Annotated in this window: 15 protein-coding genes and 1 other annotated feature; of the genes, 5 read left to right on the top strand and 10 right to left on the bottom strand. The window is 54.3% G+C overall.

Translation table 11 applies throughout. From position 1 onward, the window contains the following. Positions 1-29: 29 nt before the first annotated feature. From HMPREF1141_RS02315 to HMPREF1141_RS02275, 9 genes are all read right to left on the bottom strand, one after another. Positions 30-650 carry a hypothetical protein gene (locus tag HMPREF1141_RS02315; RefSeq protein ID WP_009060648.1) on the bottom strand — a complete coding sequence of 207 codons (621 nt, stop codon included), beginning with the start codon at positions 648-650 and terminating at the stop codon, positions 30-32. Positions 651-941: 291 nt separating this feature from the next. After that, a complete protein-coding gene (rplL, locus tag HMPREF1141_RS02310) occupies positions 942-1,319 on the bottom strand; it encodes a 50S ribosomal protein L7/L12 (RefSeq protein WP_009060700.1) in 378 nt (125 codons plus the stop codon). 40 nt (positions 1,320-1,359) lie between these two features. Further along, positions 1,360-1,896, bottom strand: a complete 537-nt coding sequence (gene rplJ, locus HMPREF1141_RS02305; RefSeq protein ID WP_009060565.1) for a 50S ribosomal protein L10 — start codon at positions 1,894-1,896, stop codon at positions 1,360-1,362. A 36-nt stretch (positions 1,897-1,932) separates the two neighbouring features. Beyond that, positions 1,933-2,094 (bottom strand) — a sequence feature (ribosomal protein L10 leader region). A 62-nt stretch (positions 2,095-2,156) separates the two neighbouring features. Then, on the bottom strand, positions 2,157-2,855 hold the full coding sequence (gene rplA / locus HMPREF1141_RS02300) for a 50S ribosomal protein L1 (protein WP_009060726.1): 699 nt from the start codon (positions 2,853-2,855) through the stop codon (positions 2,157-2,159). A gap of 54 nt (positions 2,856-2,909) precedes the next feature. After that, entirely contained in the window at positions 2,910-3,335 is a 426-nt protein-coding gene (gene rplK, locus HMPREF1141_RS02295; RefSeq protein WP_009060576.1) for a 50S ribosomal protein L11, read from the bottom strand. A gap of 115 nt (positions 3,336-3,450) precedes the next feature. Continuing rightward, positions 3,451-3,975, bottom strand: a complete 525-nt coding sequence (nusG, locus tag HMPREF1141_RS02290; protein ID WP_009060682.1) for a transcription termination/antitermination protein NusG — start codon at positions 3,973-3,975, stop codon at positions 3,451-3,453. Positions 3,976-3,994: 19 nt separating this feature from the next. After that, entirely contained in the window at positions 3,995-4,222 is a 228-nt protein-coding gene (gene secE / locus HMPREF1141_RS02285; RefSeq protein ID WP_009060583.1) for a preprotein translocase subunit SecE, read from the bottom strand. 18 nt (positions 4,223-4,240) lie between these two features. Beyond that, positions 4,241-4,390, bottom strand: a complete 150-nt coding sequence (gene rpmG / locus HMPREF1141_RS02280) for a 50S ribosomal protein L33 (RefSeq protein WP_009060563.1) — start codon at positions 4,388-4,390, stop codon at positions 4,241-4,243. Between the two features lie 210 nt (positions 4,391-4,600). Then, positions 4,601-5,404 (bottom strand): hypothetical protein, encoded by an 804-nt coding sequence (locus HMPREF1141_RS02275; protein ID WP_009060572.1) that lies wholly within the window; start codon positions 5,402-5,404, stop codon positions 4,601-4,603. Between the two features lie 313 nt (positions 5,405-5,717). On the opposite strand from HMPREF1141_RS02275, the gene HMPREF1141_RS02270 reads away from it, so the two are divergent. The 5 genes from HMPREF1141_RS02270 (at position 5,718) to HMPREF1141_RS02250 (ending at position 10,677) form a co-directional block, all read left to right on the top strand. Continuing rightward, positions 5,718-5,960: a hypothetical protein gene (locus HMPREF1141_RS02270; protein ID WP_009060511.1), complete on the top strand. Its 243-nt coding sequence runs from the start codon at positions 5,718-5,720 to the stop codon at positions 5,958-5,960. 178 nt (positions 5,961-6,138) lie between these two features. Further along, positions 6,139-7,212, top strand: coding sequence for a D-alanine--D-alanine ligase family protein (locus HMPREF1141_RS02265; RefSeq protein ID WP_009060659.1), 1,074 nt, complete (start codon positions 6,139-6,141; stop codon positions 7,210-7,212). Positions 7,213-7,261: 49 nt separating this feature from the next. Further along, positions 7,262-7,720, top strand: coding sequence for a DUF1934 domain-containing protein (locus HMPREF1141_RS02260; protein WP_009060598.1), 459 nt, complete (start codon positions 7,262-7,264; stop codon positions 7,718-7,720). After that, a complete protein-coding gene (gene argS / locus HMPREF1141_RS02255) occupies positions 7,692-9,386 on the top strand; it encodes an arginine--tRNA ligase (RefSeq protein WP_009060722.1) in 1,695 nt (564 codons plus the stop codon). Before HMPREF1141_RS02260 ends, argS begins: the two co-directional genes overlap by 29 nt. Before the next feature lie 88 nt (positions 9,387-9,474). Then, positions 9,475-10,677, top strand: a complete 1,203-nt coding sequence (locus tag HMPREF1141_RS02250) for a homocysteine S-methyltransferase family protein (RefSeq protein WP_009060656.1) — start codon at positions 9,475-9,477, stop codon at positions 10,675-10,677. A 130-nt stretch (positions 10,678-10,807) separates the two neighbouring features. Here the strand turns inward: HMPREF1141_RS02250 and HMPREF1141_RS02245 are convergent, their stop codons facing one another. Further along, on the bottom strand, positions 10,808-11,872 hold the full coding sequence (locus tag HMPREF1141_RS02245) for a CAP domain-containing protein (protein ID WP_009060711.1): 1,065 nt from the start codon (positions 11,870-11,872) through the stop codon (positions 10,808-10,810). Between the last annotated feature and the right edge of the window lie 192 nt (positions 11,873-12,064).

Below are 12,064 nucleotides of genomic sequence, written 5' to 3'. Positions count from 1 at the left end.
TTTCACCAGACTCTTGAATGAAATCAAGCCTATTTCTTTGAAGTCGGCTCAAAGGCAGCAAGAGGGCTACCATCCAGAATCGTCTGCACCTCTTCGTAGCCCTCTGGGAACGCATAGTTATACCGGGCGGGCAGCGCAAAGACATATTTGGAATTCTGGCCCAGCTCGCTGGGATTGACCGGCGCCGCTCCGATGGAGAATTCTCCGTTCTGCAGCTGGTTCCACTGATCCACCGTCAAAATCATGATCGGGATATCCTGACGCGGAACCTGGCTGGTCCACCGCGGATCACGGATGGTAATCTGCGGGCCCTTGAACACCCGCGCCTTGCTGGCGGTATTTTTGATGTCGGTCCCCTCCCACTCTTCGTTCAGGATGGTGTATCCCTCAAAATCCTGCGGCAGAGCAAAGGTAAAGCCATATTCCTTGTTGGTGTAAGTCAGCGCGTTCATCACTGCGGAAGATGAGCTCCCGGAATCCGCAGAGGCAGAGGACTCCAAAGCGGAGGAAATTCCCGCAGTGCTGTTCTGCTGAGAGCTGACCGGTTCGCTCCCCGCCTGAGATGCTGCCGGGGCCAGGGGAAAACGCCCCTGTGTCACCCAAAAGTATGCGATCGTCCCCACAACCAGAGCCAGCACAACGCAGATCAAGATCCAAAGCCTGCTTACTCTTATTGATTTTTTCATATACCTAGCCGACATGGCTTCACTCCCTTTGTAATCATGATTTTTGATGCTTTATTCCCCACACTCCGGCTGTTTTGAAACAGAGATCGCTCTGAAAACACTGCCAAAGTTTCTCCCCTAACCCTAGCAGGCCATCCCGTTATTGTCAACCATTTTGTAAAATTTTTTCGAGAAAAGGAAAGCTGAATCTCCATTGAACATAAGAAAAAAGGATGCCGCGGAAAATCCACAGCATCCTTTTGATTGTGAAAAAACTTATTTCACTTCGACTTCTGCGCCAGCCTCGGTCAGCTTTGCTTTGATAGCCTCAGCGTCGTCCTTGGAAGCACCCTCTTTTACGTTCTTGGGAGCGCCGTCAACGAGCTCTTTCGCTTCCTTCAGGCCCAGGCCGGTGATCTCGCGAACAACCTTGATAACCTGGATCTTGTTGGCGCCGGCAGCCTTCAGCACAACGTCAAACTCGGTCTTCTCTTCAGCAGCGGGAGCAGCGGCAGCAGCCGGAGCAGCAGCAACAGCAACCGGAGCAGCAGCGGAAACGCCGAACTCCTCTTCCAGAGCCTTAACGAGCTCGGACAGCTCGAGAACGGTCAGAGCCTTAACATCTTCAATCAACTTAACAACTTTATCAGACATGATGAAACCTCCAAATCAAAATTTAAATAATTTTTAGAAATCAGGCATTCGCAGCCTGCTTCTCGGCGATCGCGTTGAGCGCGACGACGAGGCCTTTCATGGTTCCGTTCAGCACAGTGACGAAACCGGTGATGGGGGCATTCAGGCCGCCCAGAGCCTTCGCAACCAGAACCTCTTTCGAGGGCAGCTCCGCCAGCTCTTTGACCGCAGCAGCATCAACGGCGCCGCCGTCAACAAAACCCGCTTTGATCTCAAAAGTCTTGCTCTTATCTGCAAACGCAGACAGAATCTTTGCACCGGATACATAGTTATCATTGCTGTAAGCAATTGCGGTTGTGCCTTCCAGTACCTGATCCAGACCCTCGATCCCTGCGTCTTTCAGCGCACGGGACAACAGGGTGTTCTTTACCACGCGGTAGGTATCGCCAGCCTCACGCAGATCTTTTCTGAGCTTGGTGTCCTCCGCCACTGTGATGCCCTTATAGCTGACGATCACACCGACGCAAGCGGACTTGAGGCTTTCTTTCAGTTCCGCAACATACTGCTGCTTTTCCGCTAAAATCTTCTCACTTGGCAAATGTATTCACCTCCATCGATCCAAAGGAATCGTGCGTATTCCAATAAAAAAGCCTTTCCTGCAGGCGCAGGAAAGGCGTCACTTGACTAATCACTAGACAAATAAAGTGAACGGCTCTTTCCTCGGCAGGCCGAAACCGAAAGAACGGTTCCATTAAGCATACGCACCTGCTGTCTTTGGATAAAGAACAGCTTTACATACTATATCATTTTTAGGAAAGCTTGTCAAGAAAAAACCGTTCAGGCAAGTACGGCAGAAAATTACATTCCGCCAACCTTGCTGGGGTTGATTCTGACGCCGGGGCCCATGGTGGAAGCCACAACGCAGGATTTTACATACTGACCCTTGGAAGCGGCGGGCTTAGCCTTTACAATGGCGCCGAGCAGAGCGGAGAAGTTCTCCTGCAGTTTTTCGGTACCGAAAGAAACCTTGCCGATGGGGCAGTGAATGATGTTGGTTTTATCAAGACGGTACTCGATCTTACCGGCCTTGGCCTCTTTTACCGCTTTCGCGATATCGGGGGTTACGGTACCGGCCTTCGGGTTCGGCATCAGGCCGCGCGGGCCCAGAACCTTACCAAGACGGCCAACCAGACCCATCATGTCGGGTGTGGTGATCAGTACGTCAAAATCCATCCAGTTTTCAGCCTGGATCTTCTGAACCATGTCTTCCGCGCCGACAAACTCAGCACCGGCTTCCTCAGCCAACTTCTGGTTGTCACCCTTGCAGATCGCCAGAACGCGAACCTGCTTGCCGGTGCCGTTCGGCAGAACGATCGCACCGCGAACCTGCTGGTCCGCATGGCGGCCGTCTACGCCCAGCTTTACATGGACTTCAACTGTTTCGTCAAACTTTGCGGTGCCGGTCTTTACGCACAGCTCCAGAGCTTCCTGGGGATCATACAGCTTTGCGCGGTCGACCAGTTTGGCACCGTCTACATATTTCTTACCGTGTTTCATTGGTTTTCCTCCCTATTGAGTGGTAAAATCGGATTATTCCTCCCACCCGGGTGATCAATCTACGACTTCAATGCCCATGCTGCGAGCGGTTCCCGCTACCATGCTCATGGCAGACTCTACGCTGGAAGCATTCAGATCGGGCATCTTCTGTTCCGCAATCTTCTTGACCTGCTCACGGGTAATCTTTGCAACTTTCGTTTTGTTCGGAACACCCGAACCACTCTCGATCCCGCAAGCCTTCTTGATGAGAATCGCGGCGGGTGGAGTTTTGGTAATGAACGAGAAAGAACGGTCTGCGTAAACCGTAATCACCACGGGGATGATCAGACCAACGTCGTTCTTTGTGCGCTCATTGAATTCCTTTGTAAATGCCATGATGTTGACACCATGCTGACCAAGAGCCGGACCTACCGGGGGAGCCGGGGTTGCCTTGCCAGCGGGTATCTGGAGCTTAATAAAGCCCGTTACCTTTTGAGCCATTTTGTTGCACCTCCAAAATTCGTGGTAGATGGCGGAACAGCAGCGATTGCGCCGTCCCTCCCACAGGGGCAAGCCCCTCATAATGAGCGGAAGTTCCGCTTATTATACCAATTGTTTACTCAGACACCAGCTCCGCCTGATCAAGCTCAAGCTCTACCGGGGTCTCACGTCCGAACATCGATACCGTGACACGAACACGGTTTTTGTCCAGATCCACTTCTTCGACTGTACCGACAAATCCTTCCAGCGGGCCGTCCACAATATGGACAGAGTCGCCCACCTGGTACGATACCTCTACGGTTTTCTTCTCCACGCCCATGCGAGCCACTTCCTCATCGGTAAGCGGGATCGGCTTAGACGTAGGGCCTACAAAACCGGTACAACCGCGGATATTGCGAACCACATACCAGGATTCATCGGTCAGGGCCATCTTCACCAAAACATAGCTGGGGTAAATCTTGCGCTCCACTTCACGTTTTTTCCCGTCCTTGATTTCTGTAATCATCTCGGTCGGAACGCGGATTTCCTGAATCAAATCCTGAAGCTGACGATTCTCCACCGTTTTTTCCAGGTTGGATGCCACTTTGTTCTCATACCCGGAATAGGTATGAATCACGTACCACCTGACGTCTTCCGGCATAGTTATTTCCTCCGCATACTCACTTCGCAATATTCATAAACAGTCCCAGCAGATTCATAAAAACGGTATCCAGGCCGAAAATGAACAGGCCGATAATCAGAATCATTGCCAGAACCACGCCGGTATTTTTAAACACCGACTTCGGGGTAGGCCAGACAATCTTCTTGAGTTCGCTTTTGCAGTCGCGGAAAAACTTTGCCGCGCCCTGGCCAAATCTGACGAGAGCGTTCGGTTTCTTCTCAGCCATCTGTTTTCTCCCTCCGACTTACTTCGTTTCCTTATGAACAGTATGCTTCTTGCAGAATCTGCAGTACTTATTCATCTCAAGCCTGTCCGGGTCGTTCTTCTTGTTCTTCATTGTGTCATAGTTACGCTGTTTGCACTCTGTGCAGGCTAATGTGACTTTTACTCTCATGACGGCACCTCCCGTTTCACGGAAAATTATTGGATCCGTAAAGGACCACGGCCTCCCTCTAAAAGGGCGCAAAAAAATAACCCCTTATTGAGGTATTATATATTGTAACATAGATTCATCCGGCGGTCAACTGTTTTTTTCACATACTGAAAAGCGGAGCGCGCCTGCCCGACCGCTCGGCCGGCGGCAGGGCACACCCGGTTTTGATGCTTATACATGATCATCCAGTGTCTGGAGCATTTCGCCGCTGTACTTCGGCTTCTTTTTCTTCTTTTCGGGCCGGACTTTCTTGCCTTTCAGCGCTTTGGCCTTGGCGTACACCTTGGAAAGATCCTCGCTGAAGTTTTTGCTCAGGTTCTCAAGCGCCTGCTGGTCGTTGATCCCGTTGAGCAAAACAATGGTAATGATCGAACGAACGTCCATATCGCCGTTCTTGTACATATCATTGAGAACATTGCACAGCTTTTTAAAAGGCTCGCTGTCCGGATGGGCTTTGGCGAGCTGCTCTACGCGGCCTACCACATGCTCGCGCGTAAAAGTAACGCTGCGCACGGCTTCGTAGGTTCCCTTCTCCTGCGCGAGCTCGGCGCGCAGCTCCGGGAAAATACCGGCCAGACGGTTGAAGAGGAACTGAGGATCAATCGCCGCGTCCTCGTCCTTTTTCTTTTTCTTTTTCTGCTGGCGTACCAGCGCCTTGCGGTCGCTGCCGCCCAGTGTTTCCGCAAAATCCTCCGCAATGCTCGACGCATAGGCCGCACTGTCGGATTCGGGGTCAAACGCCCATGTGGAAAGCTTCTTCCACTGGTTGTCCGGATTGCCGTCGGCTACCCCACAGGTGCGCAGATGAAACAGCCCTGCTTTGCGCTCATACAGTACACTGTATGCTGCATCCTCACCAAGATATATCGCAGCTTGTCCCTGTTCCTCCCGCACGTCCCCCTTTCTTTCGAATCCTTGCTCCAAAAGAACGGAACGCACCTTTTCGGCAATCAGGTCAAATGCTTTTTGTTCCAACTATCATCACTCCTGCTTATGATTCGCCCGGGCGCAGCCCGTGGATGGTTCTGCTTTGAAAATACATAGTTTAGTATACACTACTTTTCACAGATTGTCACTAGGGCATGTCTGTAAATTTCAGCGGGGATGCCAAACACCGTTTTATCCGAGCGGATAGACGGAGCAGACCATACGTGATATGATAAATGATAATAAAACAGAAAATACCGCAGCACCAAAAACAGCCCGGGAGCCGCGCTGTAAAATGTGCGGTTCTGAAGGCCCGTGTTAGTTCCACATAACAAGCATCTGCAGAAAGTGAGGAAACTACATGAAAGAGCATATTTATTATCATTGGAAAAAAATATTGGGTGATGCTCTGATCGCCCTGCTGCTACTGCTGGCCACTAAAATACCGGATTTGGTGTTTGACCGGATGTTTTCTTACCCCAGCAGCGATATGGCCGTGATTTTTGCGGCCCAATATTTTTTAATCTGCCTCAGCTGGTTTGCTTTGCTCGCCTTTACCGCGTCGCGCATCCCCAAAATTCTGAGCGGCGAATACCGGGAATAATCCGCTCCCGAATCCCGCGAATTTCGCATTGCGCCCGCACCCCACTTGTGCTATGATATATATTTGAAATATTGTATCTTACCGCAGTGCATGAACCGCGCTTCCGCCGGCGTATCATAATACCATACGCACCTATTCGGAGCGCCACGCGATTTTGCAAGGATACGGAGGGAATATCATGTCAAAAACAACTGTCGCCGTTCTGTTTGGCGGCTGCTCTACCGAGCATGAGGTCTCGCGTGTTTCGGCGGCCTCTGTGATTCAAAATATCCCGCAGGACAAATATGACGTCGTTCCAGTCGGAATTACCAGGGAAGGCCGATGGCTGCTGTTTTCCGGCGAGACTGCCGAGCTGCCCGACGGAAGCTGGGAACAAAATCCCGCAAACCGCCCCGCTTTCATTTCGCCCGACCGCACGGTTCACGGCATTCTGGCCCAGACCGAAACCGGCCTTGAAACCATCCCCGTGGATGTGGTGTTCCCGGTGCTGCACGGCAAAAACGGCGAGGACGGCACGCTGCAGGGTCTGCTGCAGATGGCGGGTATTCCGTTTGTTGGCTGCTCGTCGCTCGTTTCCGCGGTGTGCATGGATAAGGCGATCACCAACAGCCTGCTTGAAACCGCCGGAATCCCCCAGGCGCATTACCTGTGGTTCTTTACCGATAACTACCTCACCGGCGCGGAGAAGATCCGGGGGAAGATCGAAGCGCGTCTTGGTTACCCCGTATTCGTAAAGCCCGCGAACTCCGGTTCTTCCGTTGGTGTCAGCAAGGTCACCCGCCCCGAAGATCTGGACGCCGCCATTCAGCGCGCGGCCCGCGAGGACATCAAGGTCGTCGTGGAGGAGGCCATCGTCGGGCAGGAGGTGGAGTGCGCCGTTCTGGGCCTTTCGCGGCCCGAAGCCTCGATCGTGGGTGAAATCGCCTCCGGCGCGGAATTCTATGATTATGACGACAAATATAAAAACGGTGCGGCAAAGCTGTTCATCCCAGCCCACATTCCGGAGGAAACCGCCGAAGAGGTGCGGGAAAACGCGCTGCGGGCTTACCGCATGCTCGGCTGCAGCGGTCTTGCGCGCGTAGACTTTTTCGTTCGCAAGAGTGACGGCGCCGTTCTGCTCAACGAGCTGAACACCCTGCCGGGCTTCACCAGCATCAGCATGTACCCGAAGCTCTGGGAGGCCTCCGGCCTTTCTTACCCCGAGCTGCTGGACCGCCTGATTCAGCTGGCGTTTGAGAAAGTGTATTTCTAACCGCGGTACTTCCGGTTTGCCGGAGGATACCGGAAGGAGAGGACGTTCCATGAGGGAAAATTATTGGATTAATATCGTCGGCCGGCAGAAGATTGACGATGACGTGGGTGAAGTAACGCTCACAACGCTCGGCTCTTACGTGACCAAGGGCGATACCCGCTTTATCGTCTATAAGGAATACGACCCGGACCGCAACAATGCGGCCACCACCTCTGTGCTGAAGGTAGACGGCGGCAATACCGTTACCCTGATGCGCGGCGGCGGAAACACCCGGCTGATCCTCGAAAAGGGGAAGCGCCACCAGTGTCAGTACGATACCGGCTTTGGCGCGCTGCTGGTCGGTGTGTTCACCAGCGAAGTGGATTCCCGCCTTCATGACAAGGGCGGCGAGCTGGCCGTGAATTATACGCTGGACATCAATGCGGATTTGTCCAGCATCAATGAAATCCTGATAACCATCAAGGAGGCAGAACAGAAAGATGTCGAAACTAGTACAGCAAGCCACTGATGAGCTAAGAGAAGCCATTCTGAACGCCGTGGGGCGCGCGGTTGCCGCAGAAGAACTGCCCGCAGAACCGATGCCCGCCTTTACGCTCGAAATCCCGGCCGACCGCGCCCACGGGGACTGGTCCGCCAACACCGCGCTGGTTTCAGCCCGCGCGTTCCGTCTGCCCCCGCGCAAAATTGCCGAGCTGATCACAAAGCACCTGGTGCTTGACGGCACCTATTTCGACCGCTTTGAAATCGCTGGCCCGGGCTTTCTGAATTTCTTCTTCTCTTCCCGCTTTTATGTGGATGTGCTGAAGGACGTTACCGCGCTGGGCAGCGACTACGGCCGCAGCGATTACGGCAAGTGCAAGCGTGTGATGGTGGAATTTGTTTCCGCCAACCCCACCGGCCCCATGCACATGGGCAATGCCCGCGGCGGCGCGCTCGGCGACTGCCTTGCCGCTGTTCTGGACATGGCGGGCTTTGAGGTATGGCGCGAGTTCTACGTCAACGACGCCGGCAATCAGATTGAAAAATTCGGTTCCTCTCTTTCCGCACGGTACCAGCAGCTCTTTTTGGGCGAGGATGCCGTGGAATTCCCCGAAGACGGCTATCAGGGCGAGGATATTAAGGATAACGCGAAGTTATACGCAGATGCGTTCGGCGACAAGCTGATGCAGTGCGATGAAGAAACCCGCCGCAGCGAGCTGGTGGAATATGTACTGCCCCGCAACATCCAGAAGATGCAGGATGACCTGAAAAAATACCGCATCGAATATGACCAGTGGTTTTTGGAGAGCACGCTGCACAACAATGGCGAGCTGAAGGAAGCGCTTGATCTGCTGACCCAGCGCGGCTTCACGTATGAAAAGGACGGCGCGCTGTGGTACCGCGCCACCGATTTCGGCGCGGAGAAGGATGAGGTGCTCGTCCGTCAGAACGGCAACCCCACCTATTTTGCGGCGGACATCGCGTACCACCGCAACAAGATTGAAAAGCGCGGCTATGACCTGTGCATCGACGTATGGGGCGCCGACCACCACGGTCATGTGGCCCGTTTGAAGGGTGCTCTCGACGCCATCGGCCTTTCGGGCAAGCAGCTCGACGTTGTGCTGATGCAGCTCGTCAAGCTCACCCGCGACGGTCAGGTCGTTCGCATGAGCAAGCGCACCGGCAAAGCGATTCAGCTGGCCGACCTGCTCGACGAGGTACCCGTAGACGCGGCGCGCTTCCTGTTTAATATGCGCGAGCCGAATTCGCAGATGGAATTCGATCTCGATCTGGCCGTGCAGCAGGATTCCCAGAATCCCGTATACTATGTACAGTACGCCAACGCCAGAATCTGCAGCATCCTGCGGAATCTGGAGGGCGACGGCATCGCCCCGCGCGCCTGCACCGACAGCGAGCTGGCCCTGCTGACCGCACCCGAGGAGCTGGAGCTGATCCGGCATCTGTCGTCGTTCACCGAAGAGATCGTGCAGGCGGCCAAGGATTACGATCCGGCGCGCATCAACCGCTATGTGATCACACTGGCGACGCTCTTCCACAAATTCTACAACACCTGCCGCGTGCGCGGCGAGGAAGAAAGCCTGACAGCGGCCCGGCTGGCCCTTTGTACGGCGGTTTCCACCGTAATTCGCAATGTGCTTTCCATGTTTAAAATTTCAGCGCCTGAATCGATGTAACGCTGAAAAACAAATACTATTTTAAATTTTATTTTTATGGTGCGCTTTTTACCATAAAAGTTCGGATCAATTTCAGGAGGATGTCATCATGAATGTTCCTTGGAGGCTGCCCTTCCTTTTGGGCGGCCCTGCCGCGGAAGATTTTCACGTTTCTTCCGCCGGCGACGATCTGAGTGCAGAGCAATGGCTGCTTCAGAACGGTGAGCTTCTGCGGAAAAAGCAGGAGGAGTGGCTTGCTGCCGGAATCGGCGGTCTGTGTGCTCCCACCGCCTTTTCTCACACCTTTTGCCCCGACCACCGCGAAGCTTTGCGCGAGCAGGTGCGCCTGCTGAACGCGGGGCTTCTGGAGATCACCCGCAGCGCCGCGCAGCGTTTCGGGGTTCCGGTAGGCGCCCGGGTCGGCAGCAGCGGGCTGTTTGTGCCCCCTTATGGGCAGGCGGACTTTGATGACATTTACAACGGCTACCGCGATCAGATTCGCGTACTGGAGCAAAGCGGCGCGGAGTTTGTACTGATCGAGAACCAGTCCTCCATGGCAGACATGCGGGCGGCGGTACTCGCCTCGCGCACCTCCGATTTTCCGGTCTTTGTCACGCTTTCGGTGGACGAAAGCGGCAAAACGCTCACCGGCGGCTCGCTTTTACCCGCTGTGATCACCCTGCAGGCCATGGGTGTGGAGGCCATCGGTCTCGGCGGCTCGATGTCTCCGCTCGAGATGCTCCCGCTGCTGAAGGAGGTAATGCCTCACGCATCGGTTCCGCTGTGCGCGATTCCCTCTTCCGACGGCCTCTCGCCCGAGGAGTTTGCAGACCAGGCACGGGCCCTGCTGCGCGCCGGGGTTCCGGTGCTCGGCATCGGCGGTGACCAGACCCCCGAACATTGGCGCGCGCTGCACCAATGCGCGCAGGAGCCGTTTTCTTTTGAATCGGATTACGCCGACGCGGACTGCTACGCGTCCGCAACGGAGACCGAAGCCTTTTTCCTTGGCAGTGACATCACCCTGAGCGAACCGATCGAATGCTCCATCGCTCTGGAGGAGGATTTGATCGATCTGGACGACGAGCAGGTGAACGCCGCGCTGATCGAACTGAACACGCTGGACGACGTGATGCTGCTCTCTCAATTCGGCTCCGTCACCCGCCTGCCGCTGGCCGTGCACACAGACAGCCGCACAATTTTGGAGGCGGCTCTGCGCTATGTACAGGGGAGGCTGATCGTAGACACCAATTGTCAGATCGACCTGGAGCTGATCGAACGCACCGCCGCCAAATACGGCGCAATTGTATATTGATCAAAAGAGGCCGCGAAGAAAATCTTCGCGGCCTCTATCATTTGAAAAGGATGAACTTGTTCTTTGCTTTCTCAGGCGAACCGTACCGGATTCGGCCGGTTCTGATCCGTCATCGAACCTTTGGCGAAAATCAGCCGATGAACTCCTGAGTCCAATAGCTGCCATCAGAAACGTAGCCTACACCGATCTCGGTATAAGAGCTGTTCAGAATGTTGGCTTTGTGTCCGGGAGAATTCATCCAGCCTTCCATGACGGCTTCAGGAGTACGGTAGCCCATGGCGATGTTCTCGCCCGCGGTGCGGTAGGTAATCCCGAACTGCTTCATCATGTCAAACGGAGAACCGTAGGTGGGGCTGGTGTGCGAGAAGTAGTTTTTATCGTGCATATCCTGAGATTTTGCTCTTGCAACCTCAGACAGTTTCAGGTTCATGGTCAGGGGCTTCAGGCCCACCTTGGCACGCTCCTGATTGACCAGCTCAACAACGCGCTCCTCATAGGTCAGCGTGTCAGAGGGCTTTGCGGAAGAAACCGCACTGGAGCTCGACTGGCTGGAGGAAGGCGTGCTAGAAGCGGGTGTGCTGGAAGAGGGCTTGCTGGAAGCCGGAGTGCTCGAAGAAGGCGTGCTGGATGCGGTCTGGCTGCTGGAAGACGACTGGCTGCTGGAAGAAGAGGCGGAGTTGCCGCAGTTCTTCTGAGAAGTCAGGCTGTCGGGCACCGAAACGCCGCAGCGCTCCAGCAGCTGACGGAAGCAGTTGGGCACGTTGATTGTGCTGCCGGCAGTAGTGGTTTTTGCAGCTTCTGCCTGCTTGCAGGAGACCTTATCCAAAACAGCGGAGAGATCCGGAATCGTGGAGGATGTCGGGCAGGTGCTGGTGGTCTGTGCCTTCACCGCAGTGTTGCTGCAGTTAGAGGAACCGGAGGAAGCCTTGGCCGCTGCGGTAGTCTTGGCAGCTGCGGTGCTTACTGTGGTCTGCGGGCAGGATGTGCTCTTTCCGGCAGATGCGAGCGCCTGGCTGACCGCCTTTTCTACTGCACTGGAAGGTGTGCTTGTATTCTTTGTAACCGTGCTGGTGGGGCAGGATTTTACTCCGCCCGAGGTCGGTACGGCTTGCTGCTGATAAGCAACCGCGGATACTGTAGCGGTGGAACCAATTGCAACCGCTAATACGGCGACGTATACCTTACGTAGTTTCATACTATGTACCTCCTTGAAAAAGCTTGTAATAAGTTGTCATAATTGTAACACTTTTGTAACTCATTGCAAGCTGTAAATTCTTCCAGCTTTCTTTCCGGAATTGCGCAGGCCCAAAAATGGCGCCAAAAAAGCGGCGTCAGGCGGCCTGTATTTTACGGAATTTTATTTTGAAAAAACTGCCTGAAAGTGCCC

Origin of the sequence: Clostridium sp. MSTE9, from assembly GCF_000277625.1 — a bacterium.
In the GTDB taxonomy this organism is placed as follows: domain Bacteria; phylum Bacillota; class Clostridia; order Oscillospirales; family Acutalibacteraceae; genus Faecalispora; species Faecalispora jeddahensis.
The sequence above is the reverse complement of the archived record's forward strand: the minus strand, read 5'-3'. Positions and strand labels throughout refer to the sequence as shown.